The following is a 23,115-nucleotide window of genomic DNA, read 5'->3' as shown; positions in this document are numbered from 1 at the left end:
GAATGGACTCACGATGGACGGCCCTGCGCGGGGCCGCGGATTCATCGACGGTTGCGCAGCTGGTCGATCCACACGGTGAGCAGGATGACCAGGCCGATGATGATTTGCTGGGTGAAGGCGGACACGCCATTCATGTTCAAGCCGTTGCGCAGGATGCCGATGACGAACGACCCGATCGCCGTGCCGGAGATGGTGCCCACGCCCCCGATCAGCGAGGTGCCGCCGATGACCGCGCCAGCGATGGCATCCAGTTCGTACATGACCCCCTCGTTCGGCTGCGCCGTCACGAGGCGGGACATCAGCACGCAACCCGTCAGGCCGGCCAGGGCACCCGACACCATGTACGTGAACATCACGACGAGGTCGACCTTCACGCCCGACAGGCGGGCCGCGTCCGAGTTGGAACCCACGGCGTGGATGTGGCGGCCGAGCCGCGTGCGGGACAGCAGCACCGACGCGGCGATCGCGATGACCACCATCAGCACCACCGGGTAAGGGATGCCGGGAAACACGACGTCGGGGAACCCCTGCGCGTCGATCTTCTCGATGCGGAACAGCGAGCCGTTGCCGAGGGTACCAAAGGACTCGCCGAGGCCGGACACGGCGCGTGCGCCGGTGATCTGCAGCGCGACACCGCGTGCCACGAGCATCATGCCCAGCGTGGCGATGAACGGGGGCAGCTTGGCCCGTGTGACCAGGAGGCCGTTGAGCGCACCACACACCGCGCCGGCCAGTACCCCGAGCGCCATGCCCACCGGCACCGGCATGCCGGCCTTGACCGCCAGCGCCGCCAGCACCCCCGCCAGCGCCAGCACGGAGCCCACCGAGAGGTCGATGCCGCCTGCGATGATCACGAACGTGGCCCCCACGCCGAGCAACGCGATCGAGGTCACCTGGAGCGCCACCGTCATGCCGTTGCCCACGCTGAAAAACGCATCGCTGGTCAGCGAGAAGACGATGACGAGGACCAGCAATCCCGCCAGGGCGGCGAACTTCTGGATGAGGTCTTTGCGGCGGTCGTTCATGAGGTGATCGGTTCGAAGGCGGGGAGGTGTTCCGGCACGGCGGCACCGAGACTGGGCGCCCCGCGCCCGGAGGCGTGGTGCATGATTTCTTCCTGGGTCGTGTTCCGGGTGTCGAGCGTTTTCGTCAGGCGGCCCTCGTGGAACACCGCCACCCGGTCGGTCAACCCGAGGATCTCGGGGAGTTCGGAGCTGATCAGGATCACGCCGATGCCTTCGGACGCCAGCTTGTCCATCAGTTCGTAGATCGCGTACTTGGCGCCCACGTCGATGCCGCGCGTGGGTTCGTCGAAGATGAAGAGCCGCGCCTGGCGGAAGAGCCACTTGCTGATCACGACCTTCTGCTGGTTGCCGCCAGACAGCAGCCGCGCCACCTGGTGGGGGCCGGGCGTGCGAATGGCCAGCGCCTCGATGTAGCGGCGCGCCGCATCGCGTTCGGCGCCAAAACGGATGAACCCACCCCGCCCGCACACGGCATCCATGTTCGCCAGCGTGATGTTCTCGGCCACGGTCATCTTGACGGCGAGTCCGTCCGCCTTGCGGTCCTCGGAGACATACGCGATGCCATGGCGGATGGCATCGCTGGGCGAGCGGATCGAAAGCGTTTCACCGTGGAGGCGAACGACACCGCCATCCTTGGGATCGGCACCGAAGATGGCCCGTGCGACCTCGGTGCGCCCCGCCCCCATCAGGCCGGCGAATCCCAGGATCTCGCCACGCCGCAGCTGGAAGCTGACCGGCGACGACACGCCCTTGCATCGAAGGTCCTGCACGTCGAAGATGGTTTCGTTCGTCGGCTCGCTGCGGCGCGGGGGGAACTTGTCCTCGAGGGCCCGGCCCACCATCATCGCGACAATGCCGTCCACCGTCGTGTCCGCGAAGGCGCAGCAGCCCACGCGGCGGCCGTCACGCAGCACGGTGACCCGGTCCACGATCTGCGCCATCTCGTCAAGGCGGTGCGAGATGTACACGATGCCCACGCCGCTGCGCTTGAGCTCGTGGATCACGCGGAACAACTGCCCCGTCTCCGATTCGGTCAGTGACGACGTGGGTTCGTCCATGATCAGCACGGTCGCGTCCATCGACAGCGCCTTGGCGATCTCGACCATCTGCTGCTGCGCCACCGACAGGGTGCGAACCACGGCATCGGGCCGGATGGCCACACCCAGCCGGTCGAGGCACCGCTGGGCGCCGGCGCGCAGCCGTTTGCGGTCGATGAACCACCCTCGCTGCGGTTCGCGGGCCAGGAAGATGTTCTCGGCGACCGTCAGGTGCGGGATGAGGTTCAGCTCCTGGTGGATGATGACGATGCCGCGCGCTTCGGCGGACTGGGTTGACGGGAACACCATGCGCTCGCCGCGGAAGTGGATGGCGCCGCCATCCGGCTGGTACACGCCGCTCATGATCTTCATCAGCGTGCTCTTGCCCGCGCCGTTCTCGCCACACAGCGCATGCACTTCACCCGCATGCACTTCGAAGTCGATGCCCTCCAGCACGGGGATGCCGACGAAGGACTTGCTGATGCGGTCCAGCGTCAGCAGCGGTGGTGCCGACGCTGGGCTGTCATTCGTGGGAAAGTGTTCGTTCAGCACGGGCATCCGTATTGGTCAGATCACATTGGTCAGGCCACTATGCCACGAACACCAGGCTGCCTTACCAGCACAAACCCGGAGGCATCGCCTCACAGGCGAACATCCCTTGACCTGCGCGCTGGAGTAAGCTTCTGTCCCATCACCTGGCCTGACCAATCAACCCATGTCTGTTGACGGAGACTTCACGTTCGCTTCGCCCCGGTCGACCGACCCGCGCCGGCTTTACCAGCAGGTGGCCGACCAGATCCGCCACGTGATCGAGCGCGGCAACTTCACGCCGGGCATGCGGCTGCCGTCGGAGCGCGACCTGGCGCTGCAGCTGGGGGTGTCGCGCCCATCGTTGCGGGAGGGGTTGATCGCGCTGGAGATCGAGGGGCGGGTGGAGATCCGCATGGGGTCGGGGGTGTACGTCTGCGCCGTCCCCATCGCCGACGGCGTGGAGCAGCTCGCGCTGGGTGAAAGTCCGAGCGAGCTGATGCAGGCGCGGTCGGTGCTCGAAGGCGCCGTCATCACACTGGCCGCCGCACGCGCGAAACGCCAAGGCCTGGAGCGGGTGCGCGCCTGCATGGACGCCATGCGCCTGGACGTCAGCCGCGGCCATTCACCGGTCGACGCGGACCGGCGGTTCCACGTGGCCATCGCCGAGTTGACCGGCAACTCCATCCTGGCCCGGATGGTGGGGGAGCTTTTCGATGCCCGGCACGGCCCCATCACGTCGCGGATGAGCCGCCGGTCGGAAAGCCCCCGCACGTGGGAGACCGCGCTCGAGGAGCACGAGGCGATCTACCGCGCGCTGGAAGCGCACGACCCGCAGCAGGCCACGGCCGCCATGTTCAGCCACCTGCAGGCGTCGCGGGAACGGTGGATCGAAGAAGTCGCCGGCCTCGGCGACACCGCGCCGCGCTGACAGCCGAACAACGAGCGACGCAGCGCCGGGCAGGTCACCCTGCCCGGCCCGTGCCTCACTTCCAGCTGGACGCAATCACCGCGTCGAGACCAGCCTGGTGGTTCGCCGGCAAGGTGGTCTGGCCCGCCGCCGGTGGCGCGAACGCCGCCATCGCGTTGACGAGGCCATCCACCTGGCTGTCCAGCAACAGCTTGCCGTCGCCACTGCGGAACTGCTCGACGTGATAGCGGTTGCCCGCGTACCAGCCGTTGATCACGGCTTTGTCTGCCGTGCCGATGACGCTGACCTCGAGGTTGCTGCCACTTCGGGCGAACCACAACTGGGCCGACGCGATGTCCGCGCCGAGCTGCAACGTGTCGGTGTTGCCCACCGTTGCGTCGCTTTCGACCACGGTGTCGATGCCATGGCCCCGGGCCAGCCGGTAGACATCGTTGCCCGTGCCCCCCACCAGCGTGTCGCGGCCCGCGCCACCATCGAGCGTGTCGTTGCCGCCTGCACCGCTGAGCGTGTTGCCAGCGGCATTGCCCACCAGCGTGTTGTCGAGGGCGTTGCCCGTGCCCTGGATCGCGCCCGTGCCGGTCAGCGTGAGCGCTTCGACCATGTTGCCCAGCGTGTGGCTGACGCTGGCGTTCACCCGATCGATGCCTTCACCGGCGTTCTCGATCACGCGGTCACTGGTGCTGTCGACCACGTAGGTGTCGTTGCCCGCTCCACCGCTCATCGAGTCGATGCCTGCTCCGCCGTCGAGCAGGTCGTTGCCGGCCCCTCCGAGGAGCATGTCGTTGCCCGCGAATCCACGGATTTCATCGTTGGCAGCGGTGCCCGTCAGGCGGTCGGCCTGGGCCGTGCCGTTGATCGTCACCACGGCCGGGGCCACCACGAGGTCGAACCCGTCCTGGACACTGGCGCCGAAGCGGTCCGTGGCGGTGACGACCAGGTTCAGCGCCGTGGCACTGCCCGCCGGGGGAACCCCTCCGAGCACGCCGGATGCCGCGTCGAACTGCAGCCACTGTGGCAACGGCGCACCGCCGGCCAGGCCGATCGACAGCGTCAGGGCATCGTCTCCATCCGCGTCGCTGAACGCGCCGGCGGGCACCACATAGCGGAACGGGGCCCCCTCGGTCACAGCCGCATCGGCCAGCGGCACGCCCACCACCGGGGCCTGGTTCAGGGCCTGGCGTTCCATCTGCACGGTGTCCCACACGCTGCCATCGGCGAACGCCACCACGGTGCGGTCGTTCTGCGGTTGCAGCAGATAGTCGATGAGGCGGATGCTGTCGGTGCCGCCCGACAGCGTCAGCACCAGGTCGGCGTTGTCGGCGCGCACGGACACGTCGCCCTGCGCGATGCCGTGGCCCAGTTGCAAGCGGTCCTTCTCACCCGGTTGGCTCGACTTGGCGATGGCGGTGTCCTGCCCATCGCCACGGCTGAAGTGGTACGTGTCGCTGCCGGCGCCGCCGTCGAGCATGTCGTTGCCGGTGCCGCCGTACAACGCGTCGTTGCCCTCCATGCCGACGAGCGTGTCGTTGCCCGCACCGCCGAGCAGCGCGTCAGCGCCCTGGGTGCCACCCAGCGAATCGTCGCCGTAGGCGTTCAAGGCGCGGTCCACCGCCTGGCCGCCGAGCACCGTGCCGTCGGCCAGCACGATGGGTCCACCGGCAGCGTAGTCGTTGATCGTGTCTTGCCCGTCACCCCGGTTGAAGTGGTACGTGTCCCGGCCTTCTCCACCGTCCAGCTGGTCGTTGCCTGCACCGCCRTACAGCACRTCGTTGCCTTCGGCGCCATAGAGCGCGTCGTCACCGATGCCACCCACCAGCGCGTCTGCGCCCGGGGTCCCGTTGAGGTAAGTGCCACTCGAGCTCGCATTCAAGGCCCGGTCAATGACCAACCCGTCCAGCACCGCGCCATCGGCGAACACGATCTCCGTGCGCTCTTCGAGACCGGTGCCGCTGTAGTTCGTCAGGCGGATGCTGTCCGTGCTGCCCTTCAGGCTCAGCACCAGGTCACCATCGTTGCCCGCACCACCGATCAGTGCATCGGCGCCTGGCGTGCCATGCAGCGACGAGCCGCCCGGGTACGCGTTCACCGCCTGGTCCACGGCCAGGCCGTYGAGCACCGAGCCGTCCGCGAACGCAATGTCGATGCGCTCGTTCGGACCCGGGCCGAAGTAGTTCGTGATGCGCACGCTGTCCGTGCTGCCCTTCAGGCTCACCAACAGGTCGCCGTTCTCCAGCGTGAACGTCACGTCGGACAACGAGATCCCGCCGCCCAGTTGCAGGCGATTCTGCTCACCCGGTTGCATCGGTCCGTCGATCACCGTGTCCCGCCCGTCGCCACGCCCGAAGTGGTACGTGTCGCTGCCGGCACCACCGTCGAGCAGGTCGTTGCCGGTGCCACCGTACAACGCATCGTTGCCCTCCATGCCGACGAGCGTGTCGTTGCCCGCGCCACCGAGCAGCACGTCAGCGCCCTGGGTGCCACCCAGCGAATCGTCGCCGTAGGCGTTCAAGGCGCGGTCCACCGCCTGGCCGCCGAGCACCGTGCCGTCGGCCAGCACGATGTCCAGGCGGTCCGCGAGGTTCGCGTTGATGTAGCCGTTCAGGCGCACGCTGTCCGTGCTGCCTTTGATCCCCACCACGAGGCTGCCGCCATCCTGCGTGAACGTCAGGTCGGACAACAGGATGCCTGCGCCCAGTTGCAGGCGATTGCGCTCGCCCGGCCGGGCAGCGTAGTCGTTGATCGTGTCTTGCCCGTCACCCCGGTTGAAGTGGTACGTGTCCCGGCCTTCTCCACCGTCCAGCTGGTCGTTGCCTGCACCGCCGGCAGCGTAGTCGTTGATCGTGTCTTGCCCGTCACCCCGGTTGAAGTGGTACGTGTCCCGGCCTTCTCCACCGTCCAGCTGGTCGTTGCCTGCACCGCCRTACAGCACRTCGTTGCCTTCGGCGCCATAGAGCGCGTCGTCACCGATGCCACCCACCAGCGCGTCTGCGCCCGGGGTCCCGTTGAGGTAGGTGCCACCCGGGTTCGCATTCAAGGCCTGGTCCACGACGAGGCCGTCGAGCACCGTGCTGTCCGCGAACACGATCTCCGTGCGCTCTTCGAGACCGGTGCCGCTGTAGTTCGTCAGGCGGATGCTGTCCGTGCTGCCCTTCAGGCTCAGCACCAGGTCACCAGGCGAACACGATCTCCGTGCGCTCTTCGAGACCGGTGCCGCTGTAGTTCGTCAGGCGGATGCTGTCCGTGCTGCCCTTCAGGCTCAGCACCAGGTCACCATTGTTCAGGGTCAGCGTCACGTCCGACAGCAGGATGCCTGCCCCGAGTTGCAGGCGGTTGCGTTCACCCGGCTGGGTCGGACCGTCGATCACCGTGTCCTGGCCGTCACCKCGGTTGAAGTRGTACGTGTCGCGGCCGAAGCCACCGTCGAGCAGGTCGTTGCCRGCGCCGCCGTACAACACGTCGTTGCCTTCCTGGCCCATGAGCGTGTCGTTGCCCGCACCACCGATCAGTGCATCGGCGCCTGGCGTGCCATGCAGCGACGAGCCGCCCGGGTACGCGTTCACCGCCTGGTCCACGGCCAGGCCGTYGAGCACCGAGCCGTCCGCGAACGCAATGTCGATGCGCTCGTTCGGACCCGGGCCGAAGTAGTTCGTGATGCGCACGCTGTCCGTGCTGCCCTTCAGGCTCCGTTGCCCGCACCACCGATCAGTGCATCGGCGCCTGGCGTGCCATGCAGCGACGAGCCGCCCGGGTACGCGTTCACCGCCTGGTCCACGGCCAGGCCGCCGAGCACCGTGCCGTCCGCGAACGCGATGTCGATGCGCTCGTTCGGACCGGGACCGAAGTAGTTCGTGATGCGAACGCTGTCGGTGCTGCCCTTCAGGCTCACCACCAGGTCGCCGTTCTCCAACGTGAACGACACGTCGGACAGCGTGATGCCCGTGCCCAGTTGAAGCCGGTTGTGCTCTCCTGGCTGCGACGGTCCGTCGATCACCGTGTCCCGCCCGTCGCCACGCCCGAAGTGGTACGTGTCGCTGCCGGCACCACCGTCGAGCAGGTCGTTGCCGGTGCCGCCGTACAGCGCGTCATCGCCCTCCATGCCGACGAGCGTGTCGTTGCCCTCACCCCCGAGCAGCACGTCAGCGCCCTGGGTGCCACCCAGCGAATCGTCGCCGTAGGCGTTCAAGGCGCGGTCCACCGCCTGGCCGCCGAGCACCGTGCCGTCGCGTTCAAGGCGCGGTCCACCGCCTGGCCGCCGATCGTTGCCCTCCATGCCGACGAGCGTGTCGTTGCCCGCGCCACCGAGCAGCACGTCAGCGCCCTGGGTGCCACCCAGCGAATCGTCGCCGTAGGCGTTCAAGGCGCGGTCCACCGCCTGGCCGCCGAGCACCGTGCCGTCGGCCAGCACGATGTCCAGGCGGTCCGCGAGGTTCGCGTTGAGGTAGCCGTTCAGACGCACGCTGTCCGTGCTGCCCTTGATCCCCACCACGAGGCTGCCGCCATCCTGCGTGAACGTCAGGTCGGACAGCAGGATGCCTGCGCCCAGCTGCAGGCGGTCGCGTTCGCCGTCGGGCGAAGGCGAATGGTTCAGCGTGTCCTGGCCGTCACCGCGGCCGAACTCGAACACATCGCTGCCCAGGCCACCGTCCAGGAAGTCATCGCCACCCAGACCCCTCAACACGTCGTCCCCGTCTCCACCAACCAAGACGTCCGCTCCAGCCGTACCTTCGAACAAAGCCATGTCAAATTCCTTTTCGCCGCAGTTAGTCCCACGAGCCCACACGTGCGCGACACGCCACGGACAACCCGTGGCGGCCCGCTCCAGATTTCATTCGAATGACAAGATGCCGTGCCACCGGCGTGCGTGAGCGGCAACCACCGCATCACGAGGGGGCGGGCCTTCACAGGCCCGGCGGGAGCGTTCGCGGCGCGCAAGAGACGCCGCCGTGAAAAATGACACGTTCCCCGCGGCGCGGCCGCGCCGGTTGGAACCGTTGTTCAACAACAAGGCGATGACCGAGCATCGCTGGCGCAGCGCGCCGATCGTGTCCATGAGCTTTCTCCCCGCGTTCTTGTGCATGGCCCGACTGCGCGGACCTCTTGCGAAACGATTCTACGGGGATAGGCGTGAAAGGCAGAAGTCAGCGCGACATCGGACACGGCGCGTGGCCAAGAACTGCGCAGTAGTCCTCAGTGCCCTCCGGCGGGAGGCCGCCGACGCCGCGCCCCGAGCCCGGCCAGCACCAACCCCAACGCCATCACGGCGGCCATGCCGGGTTCCGGCACCGGCGGCGGCATCACCCCGAACGGCAGGCGATAGTCGTAGCCGGACAGCGAGCTCAGCTGGTAGCCCCGGACGGCGACGTCATCGACCGTCACCGACCGGATGCCTTCCCAGAAGCCCGAGGCCCCGGCCGAGGCAAAACTCTCGGCCTGCCCCGCGGTGTAGCCCGCCACGCTCATGAAGCTCTCGAACGACAGATCGATCGCCTCGCCCCAGGTGAAGGACGTGGTGAGCAGGAACTCGCCTCTCGTGGCCCCTGGCACGTCCGTCAGCGGCTTTTCGGTCCGGACACCATCGCGCACCGACGCAGAGGTCGACGCTTCGGCAGAATCCCAACCGAACCGGGCGACCATCGCGGCCGACGACCACGCGGTGTTGTCCCCCACCGCGTCGGCCGTGGCGTGGCCCCCATAGCGGACGGCCACCGTGACGACACCGTTGCGGCCGGTGAGGTCGGCGCGGTCGATGGTGAGGCCGTCGGAGAAGCTCGCGCGTGCGGTCGCCTCAGCCGTGGCGCCCACCGCCGTGTCCCCGAGGGCCTTCGCCCAGACACCGGCGCCGGCCCCTGCGGGGTCGGCATTGATCTGGGCAAAGCCGGTGGCCTTGCGCTGGTCATGGGTCGTCTCCGCGATAGCCAAGACCGAGACGCCCGACGGCAGAACCTGCTCGTCGCTGTCGGTCACGGCCGATGGGCCCGGTCCCTGGAAGACGTCGGCCAGCGCATCGACCTCGCCAGTCGACCACTGGGCCTGGGCCCACATCGGCCCCGCCACCAGGGCCAGCAACGCGGCGCGGCGCGCCCACCTCGAAACACCAGGGAGCAATCGGGCGGAATCCATGGCGAGCCTCCACGGGCAATCGGGTCGCCAAGTCTAGGGGCCGGCGCCCGCGCCGGAGCCATGCCCCCTCGGACAACGCCGGTACGGGCGGCTTAGGGACTTGCCGCTCAAGCCGCGTCGACACTCTGGCATGTCCTGGGCAACGACGGCAGAACGCGCCTTCGATACATTGCCATCCTGGTGTGCTTTCCTTGGGGTGTCAGTCGGTCAGCGATGGCCCCCGATGCTGAGCATGCATCTCGACCGCGCCTTCACCTCTCCAGATCTCCAGCAGTTGATTCGTGAAGGACGGAATGAGGGCGCGGCTCCCATGTCCGCTGAGGTGATCGCCGTCGATGAAGAGGGGTTTGTCTCCGTCAAACGCCGAGCACACCGGCCCGTCGCAGACCACGGGGAACGGATCCCACACGTGGACCTGGTGAAGGTCATGCAGGACGCGCAGTGACGCCATCGTCGGCTCGCGGTGCGCTTGCAGCGCCGAACGGTCCATCGTGAATCCATGCAGGCAGATCGGATTGGATCTGTTGAACCAATCCGAGCACCTGAACGGCGGCGCCTTGAAGATGGGCATGGGCGCGTTCATCAGCACGTTGAGCCCGCTTGCCCTGAGTGTTTTCGTCAGCGCGACGGCCTGGTCCAACGCGATTTCGCGGATCCTGATTTCATCCGGCAGTGCGCTGCGTGCCTGAACCGCGTCCTGATCGAACAATCCCCATTGGTCGCCAAACCTTGGCACACGAAGCGCTGCGAAGAAAACAACATCACCCGGCCTCGCCTGTTGCTTGATCCAATCCACGGTCTCTTCCGTAAAGTTCTCGCAGCGTTCGTTGTTCCTGGCGGCCGTGATCAGACGGGCGATGGGGCATCCCGAGCGAGCAAGGAACTTGACTTCCGCGCCCAGTGTTCCAGCGGCCGCCGCCGCCATGGATCTGAACGCGCCGGCATGAGAATCCCCCACGAGGAAGAGCTTTCGGCCGAGACCGACCGCTTGCGCGTCGACGGGTGCGGGCGACGGGACTTCATATTCGTTGTTCCAGACAGTCCTCTCCCTGTTGACGGTGCTCAGGCTGAGTTGGTACTTGTTGGTGACCAGAAAGAGCGCCGCCACGGAAACCGCCGATGCGCCAATGAGCACGACGCCGCCAGTCACCGCCTTCCAATTCGGCAGGTGAGCAACAAAGTGACTTCTGCGGAATCTGTTCTCGATGCAGTGGTACGAGAAGGCACCGAGGCCCAACGTCAGAAGGACGGCCATGCTCTGAGACATCCAACTTTCCATGCCGACCGTCCATCGAAAGAACGAAAACACGGGCCAATGCCATAGATAGAGCGAGTACGAGATCCTGCCGATGTACGTCGCGGTGTCCGATTCGATCAGCGCCCGGAGACGGCTCGTGCCTGCCGGGCCACCGGTCGCTCCGGCAACCATCAACAAGGTTCCCGCCACAGGCAGCAAGGCCCAGGGAAACGGGAAATGGGTTTTGTCGGCGAACACGAAACCCACGACCAGCAACGCAGCGCCGGCTGCCAACATGGATGCCGATCGGTGCGCCACCCTTGAATTCAATCCATGGCGGAGTTGCAACTGCAGCAAGATCGCGCCGGCCGCGAGTTCCCAGACCCGGCTCGGGAGCAGGTAGAACGCGTGATCACGCGCAAAACTCGATTGATAGGCCGACAAGGCCAAGGACCCCACGGCGATGGCTGGCAACATCCAGGCGGCGATGCGGTGATGTTTTCCATCCCTGCCGCCCGCCTTGAGCCAGAAATAGAAGACAAACGGGAAGAAGAGGTAGAACTGTTCCTCCACCGCCAGCGACCAGGTGTGGACGAAAGGATTGAATGGGATCCGGTCCGAGAAGTAGCCGTCCGCCGCACTGACCAGAAAGATGTTGCTGACACCAAGGAAGGCGGCGAGGGCCGTCATCTTGTTGGGGGCGCTCAACCATTGATTGGGAACGAACAATGCGTGAAAAATACTCGCGGCGATCAGCAGGAATATCAACGCCGGGAAGATCCGCAATATTCTCCGCTTGTAGAAATTGACGATCAACTCATCAAAACCAGACCATTCCCGTGAAGCCAGCGACTTGCTGATCACATACCCCGAGATCACGAAAAAAACATCTACGCCGGTGAAGCCACCGGGCAAGTATTTTTCGTTGAAGTGATAGATGATGACGGACAAGACGGCGATGGCCCTCAGGCCGTCGATGCCCTCTATATATGAGTCCCTGGGCGCGTTAGTCATGGGAGCCTCCCTCCGATTGAATGAATGTTCTTATGCTGGGATCGGGGAAAATTCATCCGTCGGCCGCGGATGTGGCCGACCGAACGCAAGAACGGGGCCACTGGCGGCGCTGCAAATCAGCAGACCGCTGCCCGCGGTGCGGCGCCGTGTTGCCCGTTCATCGGGCACGATTCTATGGATGCCGCCGCTGGTTTCGCTGGCGTTTCTGCACGGGTGCAAGTCCGCTTCAGCGGTGGCACGGCTCGCCGAAGGATGAGGGTCTCGCCAGTCCTCAGTACCCGCGCCCGGGGGGAGTTCGAAACCTTGCCAACCGGTCCGCAGGTCACCGGTCGACACTCGTCTTGGTCGAGCCACTTCGACACTTTGTTCTCAGCTTCCTGCCGCCATGCCCTTCCAGTACCAGACCATCCCGGTCACTGCCTTCGCCCAGAACTGCTCCATCGTCTGGTGCGCCGACACCCTGAAGGCCGCCGTCATCGATCCCGGCGGTGACCTGCCGAAGCTGCTGGCGTTCGTCGAGGCCCAGGGGCTGTCGCTCGAACAGATCTGGCTCACGCACGCGCACATCGACCACGCGGGTGGCACCGGACAGCTCGCACGGGAACTGGGCCTGCCCATCGTGGGGCCGCACGAGGGCGATCGCTTCTGGATCGACGGTCTGCCGCAGCAGAGCCGCATGTTCGGCTTTCCGGCGGCCGAGCCGTTCGAACCCACGCGCTGGCTGCACGACGGCGACGAGGTGTCGATCGGGCACTGCACGCTGCACGTGCGCCACTGCCCGGGGCACACGCCCGGGCACGTGGTGTTCTTCGAGGCGGCGAGCCGCCGGGCCTTCGTGGGCGACGTGCTGTTCGCGGGCGGCATCGGCCGGACGGATTTTCCGCAAGGCAACTTCGATCAGCTCATCGGATCGATCACGCAACGCCTGTGGCCCATGGGCGACGACGTGACGTTCATCCCCGGGCACGGCGAGGAAAGTACCTTCGGCGACGAACGCCGCCACAACCCGTACGTGCGCGGCACCTGAGGAGGCCGGGCGGCCTCCTCGCGTCGTCCCGTCTGGGGATGCACCGGGCGGCCACCTTGCCTAGGCTGGCGACAGATGAACGTCACCAGCACCACCTCGACCGCCCCGCTGCCCCCTCCCACCCGGCCGCGCCCCGTGCCCGGCCGCCGGTTGCCCGGATGGTGGGCCACCGCCGTCCAGACCGCCGACTATTTCCTGTGGAGCGGCCCGGACGCGTTCCTGCGCCACCAGCAGCGCCGGCACGGCGGCACGGTGTTCCGCGTGTACCTGTGGCGGCCGGTCGTGGCACTGGTCGACACCCAGGCCATCTCGGTGCTGTTCGACTCGCCCGACCTGGTGCAGGAATACGGCTTCGGCTGGTCGCGTCCGCCACGCGCGCTGGTGGGGGGCGTGGTGCCCAGCACCTTCGAAAACGGCCGGGCGCACGACGTGCCGAAGGCGCTGTACCACGACTGGCTGCAGTCGCGCCTGCCCGACCTCGGCGAACGTTTCGAGGCCACCGCGGACCACTACCTGGACCGCTGGGACAACGGTGGCCGGCCGTTTTCATTCCGGGATGAACTGGAGAACTTCCCGGCCGAGTTCCTGTTCGATTGGCTGCTGGGCGCGCGGCCCGATCCGGCCGACGTGCGCCTGCTGTACTTGAACCTGTTCGGCCACCGCTTCCCCCGGCTCGCCGCGCTGTTCCCGCGTTCGCGCTACCGGCAGTCGCTGGCGGCGTTCGAGCGGCTGCTCGCGTGTGTGTTGCAGAGCCCGCAGTTTCCCGGCGTGCTGGCGCGCGCCCGGGCCCTCGGCCTCGACGACGCCGGCGAGGTGGCCCGCCAGATGCTGTGCCTCATCGGCATGCACGCGTTCCTCGGCCTGCAGAGCCTGCTGAAATCGGTGGTGGGGGAGCTGTCGTCGCAGCCGGCATGGGCCCTGCGGGTGCGGCACGAGGTGATCACCACGTTCGGGCCGCTGCCGGTGTTGCCCGCGCTGCGCCGGCTCGAGGGCCTGCCCGGGCTCGACGCCTGGATGCGCGAGGTGCTGCGCCTGCACCCGCCGGTGGCCAACGTGTTCGCTCGGGCCACCCGCGACCGCACGCTGCGCTCGCAGTCGGGTGCCTATGCCATCCGGCAGGGCGACCGGTTGATGGGTGCGATCGCGGCCGCACACCGCGACCCCACCGCCTTCGACGACCCCGGGCGGTTCGACCCGCAGCGGTTTCGCCAGCCGGCCGGCTCGCGCCACCTCATCTGGGCGCGCGGCCCCCACGATGCACCGTTCTGCCCCGGCAACCGCACGTGCCCGGGCAAGGACGTGGCGGTGCTGGTGGCCAAGCTCTTCTGCGCGAAGCTCGTGACCCACACGCACTGGACGTTGTCCTCGCCGGCCCTGTGGCGGCGCGAGGCCCACGGGGTGAATGCGGCGACGCCGCAGGGGCCGATGACAGTGAGTGCGTTCGAGCGGGTGCGCTAACGCACCACCGTCAGCCTCTCAGCCCTTGGCCGGCGGCTCGAAACGCCGCGCAGGCTTCGGTGCACGGGCGTACAGCGGCTGCACCTGCGGCAACGCGCGCTGGATGTCCTTGATCCGGGTGGGCCCCGACGGGTGGGTGGACAGGAACTGCGGCGGCGCGCCCTTGCTGGCCTCGCCCATCTTCTGCCACAGCGACACGCCGGCGCGGGGGTCATACCCGGCGCGGGCGGACAGCTCCATGCCCACCAGGTCGGCTTCGGACTCGTCCTCGCGGCCGAACCGCAACGAGAGCAGCTGGCCGCCCATGTCGGCCACCACGCGGGCGTTGTTGCCCAGGCCCAGCAGCGCCGCCCCGAGTGAGATCGCGCCCTGGGTGGCCATGGTCTTGCCCATGCGCTCGCGGGCATGTTCGCGCAGCGCGTGGGCGATCTCGTGGCCCATGACCATGGACACCTCGTCGTCGTTGAGCTGCAGCTGCTGCAGGATGCCGGTGAAAAAGGCGATCTTGCCGCCCGGCATGCAGAAGGCGTTGACCTGCTTGGACGCCAGCACGTTGATCTCCCACTTCCAGTCGCGGGCGCGCGGGTTCCATTCGTAGCTGAACGGAATGAGGCGTTCGGCGATGGCCCGCAGGCGCACCACCTGGGGATCGCTGTCGGGCAGCAAGGCGGACTTCTGGCGGGCCTCCTGCTTGAGCTGAGTGTAGTTCTGGACGGCCGCGGTCTCGACCTGCTCGGCCGACGCCAGCTTCGAGAACTGCGAGCGTTCCCCCACGTCGACGCCTTCCCGGGCCAGCGCAGGCACAGCGGCCAGCGCCCCGGCAGCGAGCAGGCCGCCCGTGAACAGGCGGCGGGAATGCAGCGCGCAGCCGCAGGCAGGCGCCCAGGTGAAGTCTTGAGGATTGGATGTGTGTTGCATGCTGGGTTCAGACCCTTTCAGGCCTCGGAATGTTCCACCGGTCAATCGTCGCTCAACGGGGCGTCGGGGTCCACCTCGAGCGCGGACACCGGTGCCCTGAGCCACCACAACAGGCCCAACGCCGGCAGGGCCACGGCGGTGGACACGAGGAAAAACACGGGCCAACCGATGGTTTCGGCCAGCACGCCGGCCAGCGGCCCCACCCACACCCGCCCCACGGAGGCGAACGCGGACAGCAAAGCGTACTGCGTGGCGGTGAAACGCTGGTTGCACAGTCCCATCAGGAAGGCCACGAAGGCCGCGGTGCCCATGCCCCCCGACAGGTTCTCGAACGCGATGACCATCAGCAGGCCACCGTCGATCGGCGTGGCCTGCGCGAGCGAGACGATGCCGAGGTCGAACGCCGGGATGGTCAACGCCGGCATCACGCCCTTGCCGTTCACTGCCAGCCACCAGAAGCCCAGGTTGCTCAGCATCTGCAACACGCCGAACAGCATCAGCGAACGCCACAGCCCGAGCTTGAACATCAGCGCGCCGCCGAGCAGCGCACCGCCGATCGTGAGCCACAGCCCGATCAGCTTGTTGGCCACGCCGAACTCGGCGGGCGCGAAGGCCATGGCCTTCAGCAGGAACGGCGTCATCAGCGACCCGGCAAACGCATCGCCCAGCTTGTAGAGCACGATGAAGGCGAGGAAGGCACCGGCGCCCGGCTGGCTGAAGTAGCTCTGCAGGCCCCCCAGCAGCGTCTCGAAGCGCGCCTTGCGCGCGGTCCACGCGGCCAGCGGCAACGTGACCCCGATGCCGATCAGCAGCGTCAGCAGGTCGATCCACTTGGACTTCAGCGCCAGCGACAGTGCGCCGCCCGACAGCAGCGGGTCGAGCACCGCGGCGGCGGCCGGGCGGAAAAGGCCGTGGGCCAGCAACGGGTGGCGGCCCTCGGCGTCACCGAGGCCAGCGGTGAGCACGTACCCGGCGCCGATGGCCAGCGCCACGCAGGCAAAACCGCGCAGGTCGTGCGACGCGACACTGGTGGGCCGCACCGTCACGGCGAGGCGGGGCAAGGCCACTGCCGACAGCACCGCAGCGCCCACCATCAGCCAGGCCATCGTGCGGTACACCTCGGGCCAGGTCCAGCCGCCGCCCTGGGTGGGGTCGACCCAGATCAGCGCCACCCCCCCCGACAGGATCATCGCGAGGCGGTAGCCCAGCACGTTGAGCGACGACCCGAGGCCGCGCTCGTGGGCGTGCAGCAGGTCGGTGCGGTACGCGTCGATCACGACGTCCTGCGAGGCCGACACGAACGCGACCAGCACCGCCAGCAGCGCGAACGTGCGCGTGGCCGCGGTGGGCGAGGTGTCTGCCATCCACCACAACGCACCGGCCAGGCCGAGCTGGGTCAGCACGAGCCAGCCGCGCCGGCGTCCGAGCCACGGCAACTCGAAACGGTCCATCAGTGGCGCCCAGAGGAACTTGAACGTGTACGGCAGGCCGACGAGGCTCAGGAACCCGATGGTGGCCACATCGATGCCCACGCCGCTCAGCCACGCCTGCATGGCCTGTCCGGTGAGGGCGAGCGGCAGGCCGGAAGCGAACCCCAGCACGGCCACCACGAGCAGGCGGTGGAAGGCCACCGCGCGGGCGTGGAGGGGCGACAGGGGTTCGGTCATCGTGCTGATTCTAGGAGGCCGGGGGATCGAGAGACCGAGAGCCTCCGAGGCTTGGCCGGTTCGCCGACAATCGGGGGATGAGCCGTTCGCCCCGCGCCTTGTCCCCCACGTTTTCAGCCCTCGAGTTCCGCCAGGCGCTCAGCACGTTCGCCACGGGCGTGACCATCGTGACCGCGCGCGATGCCAGCGGCGCATTCGTGGGTTTGACCGCCAACTCGTTCAACTCGGTGTCGCTCGACCCGCCACTCGTGTTGTGGAGCCTGTCGCAGCGTGCCGGGTCCATGCCCATCTTCACGCGCGGGTCGCACTACGCCATCCACATCCTCGCGGCCGACCAGGTGGCCCTCGCCCAGCGGTTTGCCACGAAGGACATCGACCGGTTCGCCGGCCTCCCGTGGCAGGAGGGAGCCGGCGGCGTGCCGCTGCTGGAAGGAGCCGCCGCCCGGTTCGAGTGTTTCAACCGCAGCCGCTACGAGGAAGGCGACCACGTGATCTTCGTGGGCGAGGTGGAGCGGTGCGAGCACCGCGAAGGCGCCCAGCCGCTGCTGTTCCACGGCGGGCGCTACTACACCGAACTGCCGCTCGCCTGAGCACCTAGGCGCCTCGGGCGGCCTCCAGATCGAGCAGCACGGCGGGCAAGAGCGCGCTGGCCAGCTCGGCCCGGCTCACGCACCCGGGTGTGTCCAGCCCCGTGGGCATGAACCCGCTGGCCGCATCGACCAACTCGATCACGGCGAGGCGCGGTTGGCTCGTGCGCAGGTCGTCGATGAAACGCGCGGCCTCCGGGTCGTTGGCGGGGAACCCGGTGATCAGCACGTCCGGTTCGCGGTCACGCAGCGCCAGGCGGGCCTGATCGAGGTTGGCGGCGGCATCGGCCCGGAGCCCCGCGGCCAGCAGCAGTTCGCGGGCCTGCAGGCGTGACCGGGAGCGTGGGTCGATGATCAGCACATGGCCCCCGCGCACGCCCGCAGTGCCCGCCATGTCGGCCGCCTCGGCCGTGGCCGGGTACCAGCTGCCGAGCGTGGCCATCGGGAAGGTCAACACCACGCTCAGCATGCTGCCCGAGCGCTCGCGCCGGGCGGCGATGCCGCTCGCCCGGGCCACCTGGCTCAGCATCAGCCAGCGCAGGTCGTCCTCGTCGTCCTCGACCGCATTCCCACGCCCGGACGCGGCCGACGTGATGGGGCCGGTGCGCTGCACGTCGATCAGCAGCAGCGCCTGCTGCGCGGCCGGCTGCGGGCGCACCCGCAGCGCCACCGAGTCGCCGGCGTCCAGCGCGTGTTCGAGCGTGAGGTCGATCAGCTGCTCGAACACGGCGGCGTCCACCTGCACGCGTGCCGAGGTGGCGTCGGGCTGGTTCAGCACCACCCCGCGGGCACGGGCGGCGGTGGACCACAGCACCAGCGCCCGCTGGACGGCGTCGGCCAGGTCGATGTTCTCCACCGCGTGGGCACCATCGTGGCCCATCACCCGGGCCATCTGCTGCACCTGCAGGCCCAGGTTCTCGAGGCGTTCGAGTTCGGCGAGGCTCGCCTCGAGGGCACGCGGGTCGGCGTCAAGCAGGCGGTCGTGCAGCGCGGCCAACGCGGTGGCAAACGCCTCGCCCACCTTCGCGAGCAGCTTTGGCGGCGCCTGCAACGCCGGTGGCCGTGCTACCGAAGGCCGCCACGCGGACTGGGCCGGCGTGGTGTCGGACAGCCACATGGGATCGGGGGACGCCGCACCGGTGTGCGGCGAACGGGTGTCGAACGACATGGATCGTCTCCTTGGGTCGGACAACGCCGCCCACCGTCCGATGATGCTATGCCCGCCCGGACAACGCGTCCACCCCGCAGATCGTGTGGTTGAAATCCGGCCTGCCAGCAGCATGTCCAGGGGAGTTGCCGCTCCGGAGCCGAACGATGCATGTTGCCTGTCCCCAATGCCAAGCCACCAACCGCGTGCCCGGCGAGCGGTTGCGCGACGACCCCGTGTGCGGGCGCTGCGGCGTGCCGCTGCTGCCCGCCACCCCGATCACGCTGGACGACAGCAACTTCGACACGTTCGTGGCCCGTTCGGAGCTGCCGGTTGTGGTGGACTTCTGGGCGGCCTGGTGCGGCCCCTGCCGCATCATGGCGCCGCAGTTCGAGGTGGCCGCGCGCGAGCTGCAGGGCCGCGCCGTGCTGGTGAAGGTGGACAGCGATGCGAACCCCCGCACCGCCGGGCGGTTCGCGATCCGCAGCATCCCCACGCTGGTGCGGATCGACCGTGGCCAGGAGACCCGGCGCCAGGCGGGCGCGGTGCAGGCGTCCCAGATCGTGGCCTGGGCCACGAAGTGATCACCGGGGCCGCAGCGTGTCGTCGATGTCCACCATGTGCCAGTAGTTGTTCCAGAAGATGGGCGCCCGGTAGCCGATGACCCAGGGCTGCACCAGCTGGTTGATGATGCGGTGCACATTGAACTTGTACGGCATGTAGGCCACCAGCAGCCGGTTGCCCTCCCGCATCGCTGCCAGGCGTTCCGGGCCGTCGGGCAGCGAGTCGATGCGGCGGTACACGTCGTCGTAGGCCTTCAGCTTGAACCGCGCGAGGTTGCCCGCGCCCGCGGACGGCCCGTAGGACCGCTCGAACCCGCCCGAGCTGTCGGGTGACGACGACGACGACCCGAGTGCCCACACCATCAGCTGCCCGGCCCGCGCCCGCTTGAGCTGGTCGGGCCACTTGCCGATGTCGAACGACAGGCGCACGTTGATGGCGTCCATGTTCTTCTTCCACAACTCGTCGAACTGGCGCGAGATGGGGTCGGGCTGCGTGGCGTACTTGATGACCAGCGGCTGGCCGTCGGGCTGGTCGCGCCAGCCGTCGCCGTCGCGGTCGACATAACCGTTCAGGTCGAGCAGGGCCTTTGCCTTCGCGGGGCTGAACTCGCTGTTCTCGGTCTTGAACGTGGGGTCGTAGCCGTAGGTGTCGGGGGCGACGCCCGACTGCGCGGGGATGGCCTGGCCGCGGCGAACGCGGGTCACCTCCTGCTCGACGTTCGTGGCCAGCGAGATGGCGCGCCGCAGTGCCACCTTCTGCGGGGTGTAGCCGCCTACCACCGGGTCGTCCATGTTGAAGTAGTAGAACGTGACGTCCGAGCCGAGCCGGCGCCGCAACTGGATGCCACGTTTGGCGAGGTTGGGCGCCAGCTTGCCCTGCGGCAGCGCCACGTTCGTGAACTCGAGCGGCACGGCCGCCACGTCGAACTCGTTGTTCAGGAACGCGAGCCACCGCGGCTGGCTTTCGTCCACCACGCTCACCTCGACCCGGTCCACCATGGGCAGCCGCCGCCCCTTGAAACGGGCCAGCAGCGCCTGGCCTGCCACGTCGTCGGCGTTCGGTTCGGCGTTGTAGTACTCCTCGCGGTAGTTCGGGTTGCGCTCGAACACCATCAGCGAGCTGCGCCGCCATTGCGTGAGACGGAACGGCCCGGTGCCCACCGGGTGCTCGCCGATCGCATCGCCATAGGCTTCGGCCACCTCGCGGGCCATCGCGACGAACCCGGCCAGCGCATAGATGAACCGCGGCCGGGGTTCCGCGAGCTTGAATTGCAGCGTGTAGCGGTCGAGCGCCCGGAGGCCTTCGACCTCGCGGTCGTAGTCGAACGGCTTCTTGGCCTTGATGGCCGCCTGGCGATGCTCGTCGAGGCCCACGATGCCCTCGTCCACCATGCCGGAGTAGTGCGGGCTCTTGATCTTCGGGTCGAAATAGCGCTTGATCGAGTAGACATAGTCGGCGGCCACCAGCTCTCGCTTCTGCCCCTTGAACGCCGGATCGTCGGCGAAGTAGGTGCCAGGCTTCAGGCGCACCGTGTACGTGCGGAAGTCGGCCGACACTTCGGGCATGGCCACCGCGGTGGCCGGCTTGATCTTGAACGGCCGGGCCAGGTGGTCGTAGTCGTACAGCGAATCGAAGATGTGCGAGATGGCGATGTTCGAGTACAGGTCGCTCACCTGCGCGTAGTCGAACCCGGTCTCGGCCGCGACGAACGGGATGCGCAGCACCTTCTGCGGCGGCGCGGCGGCGGACTGTGCGAAAACCAACGCCGGCGCCGCCATCCACGCGACGCCCATTCGCCGAAAAAGTTGGAGCCAGGTGTTCATGATCGCTAGTCTAGGGCCGTAGACTCCGGCTCGACACACCCCCGTATTTTCCGAGCCGAGGTCCCCACCGCATGACGGCCTACCTGTTGCGACGTTTGTGGCAGATGATCCCGACGCTGATCGGCGTCGTGCTGCTGGTGTTCTTCCTGTTCAAGTACTTCGGCGGCGACCCGGCGGAAATCCTCGCCGGCCAGAACGCCTCCGCCGAGACCGTCAAGGCCATCCAGGACCTGCTCGGGCTGAACCGCCCGGTGTGGGAGCAGCTCTGGATCTTCGCGAAGCAGATCGTCACCCTGGACTGGGGCCGCAGCTGGGCCACCAACGAATCCGTCGCCGGGCTGTTCCTGAGCCGCCTGCCAGCCACGCTGACGGTGATGGTGCCCATCCTGGTGCTGGAGGTGCTGCTCGCCATCCCGTTCGCCCTCGCGGTGGCCTACCTGCGTGGCTCGCTGACCGACCGCGCGGTGATGATCGTCACCACGGTGGCGCTGTCCATCTCGTTCCTGGTGTACGTGATCGCCGGGCAGTACGTGTTCGCGTTTCGCCTGGGCTGGTTCCCGGTGCAGGGCTGGACCGACTCGGTGTGGACCAACCTCGTGAAGTACGCCCCGCTGCCGGTGCTGCTGGCGGTGTTCGTGTCGCTGTCGCCGCAAACGCGGCTGTACCGCAGCTACTTCCTCGACGAGATCGGCAACGACTACGTGCGCACCGCGCGGGCCAAGGGGCTCACGGAAAAGCGCATCCTGCTGACACACGTGATGCGCAACGCGATGATCCCCATCCTCACCGGCATCGGCGGTGCCCTGCCGGGCATCTTCGTGGGGTCGTTCCTGATCGAGGTGTTCTTCTCGATCCCGGGCGTGGGCCGCGAGGTGCTGCTCGCGGTGAACCGCAGCGACTACCCCGTCATCCAGGCCGTGACGATCTACCTCGCCGTCATCACGATGGTGGTGAACCTGTTGACCGACGTGCTCTACACCGTGGCCGATCCGCGGGTGGTGCTCAAGTGACGGCCCCCACCGAGGGCATCTGGGCCGCCGCGTGGCGCCGCCTGCGCCGCGACAAGGTGGGCATGGCCGCGCTCATCGTGGTGCTGTTGTTCCTGGTGATGGTGCTGCTGGCGAGCGCCGGGCTCATCGCCTCGGACTGGCAGCGCGAACGCGGCGTGTCGTATGCCCCGCCGAGCTTCATGGGCCCGGCCAACGGCAGCGCCACCGCCGGGCTGCCGGTCCCCACCGGGCCCAACGTCGACCTGAGCGACATCGACCCCCTGGCCCCGCAATACAAGGCCTGGGCCGAACGCGCGGCCACGTTCGAACACACCGAGACCGCCAAGGCGAACACCCTGCCGTTCGGCGCCGACCTGCAGGGCCGCGACGTGCTCGCCAAGGCCGTGCAGGGTGCGAAGGTTTCGGTGCTGGTGGGCGTGCTGGCGGCCGTCGTGGCCACCGCCATCGGCACGGTGCTCGGTGCGCTCGCCGGCTTCTTCGGCGGCAAGGTGGGCGACCTGCTGGAGTGGGTCTACAACGTGTTCACGTCCATCCCCGGCATCCTGCTGATCTTCGCGTTCGCGGCGCTGGCCGGGCGGGGCACGCAATCGGTGGTGCTGATCCTGGGCTTCGCGGGCTGGACCGGCATCTACCGCCTCGTGCGCGCCGAGTTCCTGAAACACACGGTGCGCGAGTACGTGCGCGCGGCCGAGGCCATCGGGGCCAGCACCACGTCACGCATGTTCCGCCACATCCTGCCCAACATCAGCCATGTGCTGCTCGTGCAGTTGTCGGTGCATGTGGTGGGGTTCATCAAGGCCGAGGTGATCCTGTCGTACCTCGGGCTCGGCGTGGCGGTGGACGAGGTGAGCTGGGGCACCATGCTGTCCGAGGCCCAGAGCGAGCTGATCCAGGGCTACTGGTGGCAGCTGGCCGCGGCCACGGTGTTCATGGCGGTGTTCGTCACCGCGTTCTCGCTGTTCACCGACGCGCTGCGCGATGCGCTCGACCCCAAACTCCGCGGGCTGGAATGAGGAACACCC

General features: G+C 67.9%; 19 protein-coding genes. 7 read left to right on the top strand and 12 right to left on the bottom strand.

Going from position 1 to position 23,115, the window contains the following annotated elements; genetic code table 11:
* Positions 1-41 precede the first annotated feature (41 nt).
* Together ASC87_RS14815 and ASC87_RS14810 are read right to left on the bottom strand one after the other, a co-directional pair.
* Positions 42-1,025, bottom strand: coding sequence for an ABC transporter permease (locus ASC87_RS14815; RefSeq protein ID WP_056663187.1), 984 nt, complete (start codon positions 1,023-1,025; stop codon positions 42-44).
* Positions 1,022-2,620: a sugar ABC transporter ATP-binding protein gene (locus tag ASC87_RS14810; protein ID WP_056663184.1), complete on the bottom strand. Its 1,599-nt coding sequence runs from the start codon at positions 2,618-2,620 to the stop codon at positions 1,022-1,024. Before ASC87_RS14810 ends, ASC87_RS14815 begins: the two co-directional genes overlap by 4 nt.
* 157 nt (positions 2,621-2,777) lie before the next feature.
* Between ASC87_RS14810 and ASC87_RS14805 the strand changes: the two genes are divergently transcribed.
* Positions 2,778-3,521, top strand: coding sequence for a FadR/GntR family transcriptional regulator (locus tag ASC87_RS14805; protein ID WP_056663182.1), 744 nt, complete (start codon positions 2,778-2,780; stop codon positions 3,519-3,521).
* Positions 3,522-3,576: 55 nt separating this feature from the next.
* Here ASC87_RS14805 and ASC87_RS14800 read toward each other — a convergent pair whose 3' ends face one another.
* From ASC87_RS14800 to ASC87_RS14775, 6 genes are all read right to left on the bottom strand, one after another.
* Entirely contained in the window at positions 3,577-6,684 is a 3,108-nt protein-coding gene (locus tag ASC87_RS14800; protein WP_056663180.1) for a calcium-binding protein, read from the bottom strand.
* Between the two features lie 4 nt (positions 6,685-6,688).
* Positions 6,689-7,180, bottom strand: coding sequence for a calcium-binding protein (locus tag ASC87_RS33610; protein WP_056663178.1), 492 nt, complete (start codon positions 7,178-7,180; stop codon positions 6,689-6,691).
* Between the two features lie 17 nt (positions 7,181-7,197).
* Positions 7,198-8,259, bottom strand: coding sequence for a calcium-binding protein (locus tag ASC87_RS14790; RefSeq protein WP_056663174.1), 1,062 nt, complete (start codon positions 8,257-8,259; stop codon positions 7,198-7,200).
* An 87-nt stretch (positions 8,260-8,346) separates the two neighbouring features.
* A complete protein-coding gene (locus ASC87_RS14785; protein ID WP_056663172.1) occupies positions 8,347-8,571 on the bottom strand; it encodes a hypothetical protein in 225 nt (74 codons plus the stop codon).
* Positions 8,572-8,708: 137 nt separating this feature from the next.
* Entirely contained in the window at positions 8,709-9,641 is a 933-nt protein-coding gene (locus ASC87_RS14780) for a PEP-CTERM sorting domain-containing protein (protein WP_157604054.1), read from the bottom strand.
* A gap of 199 nt (positions 9,642-9,840) precedes the next feature.
* The gene (locus ASC87_RS14775; protein ID WP_056663164.1) at positions 9,841-11,892 is read right to left on the bottom strand and encodes an acyltransferase family protein; all 2,052 of its coding nucleotides are present in this window, start codon (positions 11,890-11,892) and stop codon (positions 9,841-9,843) included.
* Between the two features lie 385 nt (positions 11,893-12,277).
* Here ASC87_RS14775 and ASC87_RS14770 point away from each other — a divergent pair, with 385 nt between their 5' ends.
* Together ASC87_RS14770 and ASC87_RS14765 are read left to right on the top strand one after the other, a co-directional pair.
* The gene (locus ASC87_RS14770) at positions 12,278-12,919 is read left to right on the top strand and encodes an MBL fold metallo-hydrolase (protein WP_056663162.1); all 642 of its coding nucleotides are present in this window, start codon (positions 12,278-12,280) and stop codon (positions 12,917-12,919) included.
* A 75-nt stretch (positions 12,920-12,994) separates the two neighbouring features.
* The gene (locus tag ASC87_RS14765; RefSeq protein WP_056663157.1) at positions 12,995-14,377 is read left to right on the top strand and encodes a cytochrome P450; all 1,383 of its coding nucleotides are present in this window, start codon (positions 12,995-12,997) and stop codon (positions 14,375-14,377) included.
* 18 nt (positions 14,378-14,395) lie between these two features.
* On the opposite strand, the gene ASC87_RS14760 is transcribed toward ASC87_RS14765, so the two are convergent.
* Positions 14,396-15,295: a M48 family metallopeptidase gene (locus ASC87_RS14760; protein ID WP_056663154.1), complete on the bottom strand. Its 900-nt coding sequence runs from the start codon at positions 15,293-15,295 to the stop codon at positions 14,396-14,398.
* Positions 15,296-15,336: 41 nt separating this feature from the next.
* Positions 15,337-16,962, bottom strand: a complete 1,626-nt coding sequence (locus tag ASC87_RS14755) for an MFS transporter (protein ID WP_056663151.1) — start codon at positions 16,960-16,962, stop codon at positions 15,337-15,339.
* Between the two features lie 77 nt (positions 16,963-17,039).
* On the opposite strand from ASC87_RS14755, the gene ASC87_RS14750 reads away from it, so the two are divergent.
* Positions 17,040-17,552 (top strand): flavin reductase family protein, encoded by a 513-nt coding sequence (locus ASC87_RS14750; protein ID WP_056663140.1) that lies wholly within the window; start codon positions 17,040-17,042, stop codon positions 17,550-17,552.
* Between the two features lie 4 nt (positions 17,553-17,556).
* Here ASC87_RS14750 and ASC87_RS14745 read toward each other — a convergent pair whose 3' ends face one another.
* The gene (locus ASC87_RS14745; protein ID WP_056663126.1) at positions 17,557-18,717 is read right to left on the bottom strand and encodes a HAMP domain-containing histidine kinase; all 1,161 of its coding nucleotides are present in this window, start codon (positions 18,715-18,717) and stop codon (positions 17,557-17,559) included.
* A 146-nt stretch (positions 18,718-18,863) separates the two neighbouring features.
* Here ASC87_RS14745 and trxC point away from each other — a divergent pair, with 146 nt between their 5' ends.
* Positions 18,864-19,280, top strand: coding sequence for a thioredoxin TrxC (gene trxC, locus ASC87_RS14740; protein WP_056663122.1), 417 nt, complete (start codon positions 18,864-18,866; stop codon positions 19,278-19,280).
* On the opposite strand, the gene ASC87_RS14735 is transcribed toward trxC, so the two are convergent.
* A complete protein-coding gene (locus ASC87_RS14735; protein ID WP_056663119.1) occupies positions 19,281-21,083 on the bottom strand; it encodes an ABC transporter substrate-binding protein in 1,803 nt (600 codons plus the stop codon).
* Positions 21,084-21,154: 71 nt separating this feature from the next.
* On the opposite strand from ASC87_RS14735, the gene ASC87_RS14730 reads away from it, so the two are divergent.
* On the top strand, positions 21,155-22,093 hold the full coding sequence (locus ASC87_RS14730; protein ID WP_056663116.1) for an ABC transporter permease: 939 nt from the start codon (positions 21,155-21,157) through the stop codon (positions 22,091-22,093).
* Positions 22,090-23,106: an ABC transporter permease gene (locus ASC87_RS14725; protein ID WP_056663113.1), complete on the top strand. Its 1,017-nt coding sequence runs from the start codon at positions 22,090-22,092 to the stop codon at positions 23,104-23,106. The genes ASC87_RS14730 and ASC87_RS14725 overlap by 4 nt, the downstream gene beginning before the upstream one ends.
* Positions 23,107-23,115: the final 9 nt, after the last annotated feature.

The sequence above is a fragment of the Rhizobacter sp. Root1221 genome (assembly GCF_001425785.1).
Lineage (GTDB): Bacteria > Pseudomonadota > Gammaproteobacteria > Burkholderiales > Burkholderiaceae_C > Rhizobacter.
Note: the sequence above shows the minus strand (reverse complement) of the source record. Positions and strands in the feature narration are given on the sequence as shown.

Excerpts from the sequence above, each read along its gene's own strand:
- ASC87_RS14815 (WP_056663187.1), bottom strand. The coding sequence starts at position 1,025 with ATGAACGACCGCCGCAAAGACCTCATCCAGAAGTTCGCCGCCCTGGCG.
- ASC87_RS14780 (WP_157604054.1), bottom strand. The coding sequence starts at position 9,641 with ATGGATTCCGCCCGATTGCTCCCTGGTGTTTCGAGGTGGGCGCGCCGC.
- trxC (WP_056663122.1), top strand. The coding sequence starts at position 18,864 with ATGCATGTTGCCTGTCCCCAATGCCAAGCCACCAACCGCGTGCCCGGC.
- ASC87_RS14810 (WP_056663184.1), bottom strand. The coding sequence starts at position 2,620 with ATGCCCGTGCTGAACGAACACTTTCCCACGAATGACAGCCCAGCGTCG.
- ASC87_RS14805 (WP_056663182.1), top strand. The coding sequence starts at position 2,778 with ATGTCTGTTGACGGAGACTTCACGTTCGCTTCGCCCCGGTCGACCGAC.
- ASC87_RS14750 (WP_056663140.1), top strand. The coding sequence starts at position 17,040 with ATGAGCCGTTCGCCCCGCGCCTTGTCCCCCACGTTTTCAGCCCTCGAG.
- ASC87_RS14770 (WP_056663162.1), top strand. The coding sequence starts at position 12,278 with ATGCCCTTCCAGTACCAGACCATCCCGGTCACTGCCTTCGCCCAGAAC.
- ASC87_RS14755 (WP_056663151.1), bottom strand. The coding sequence starts at position 16,962 with ATGACCGAACCCCTGTCGCCCCTCCACGCCCGCGCGGTGGCCTTCCAC.
- ASC87_RS14760 (WP_056663154.1), bottom strand. The coding sequence starts at position 15,295 with ATGCAACACACATCCAATCCTCAAGACTTCACCTGGGCGCCTGCCTGC.
- ASC87_RS14735 (WP_056663119.1), bottom strand. The coding sequence starts at position 21,083 with ATGAACACCTGGCTCCAACTTTTTCGGCGAATGGGCGTCGCGTGGATG.
- ASC87_RS14790 (WP_056663174.1), bottom strand. The coding sequence starts at position 8,259 with ATGGCTTTGTTCGAAGGTACGGCTGGAGCGGACGTCTTGGTTGGTGGA.
- ASC87_RS14765 (WP_056663157.1), top strand. The coding sequence starts at position 12,995 with ATGAACGTCACCAGCACCACCTCGACCGCCCCGCTGCCCCCTCCCACC.
- ASC87_RS14785 (WP_056663172.1), bottom strand. The coding sequence starts at position 8,571 with ATGGACACGATCGGCGCGCTGCGCCAGCGATGCTCGGTCATCGCCTTG.
- ASC87_RS14775 (WP_056663164.1), bottom strand. The coding sequence starts at position 11,892 with ATGACTAACGCGCCCAGGGACTCATATATAGAGGGCATCGACGGCCTG.
- ASC87_RS14745 (WP_056663126.1), bottom strand. The coding sequence starts at position 18,717 with ATGTCGTTCGACACCCGTTCGCCGCACACCGGTGCGGCGTCCCCCGAT.
- ASC87_RS14730 (WP_056663116.1), top strand. The coding sequence starts at position 21,155 with ATGACGGCCTACCTGTTGCGACGTTTGTGGCAGATGATCCCGACGCTG.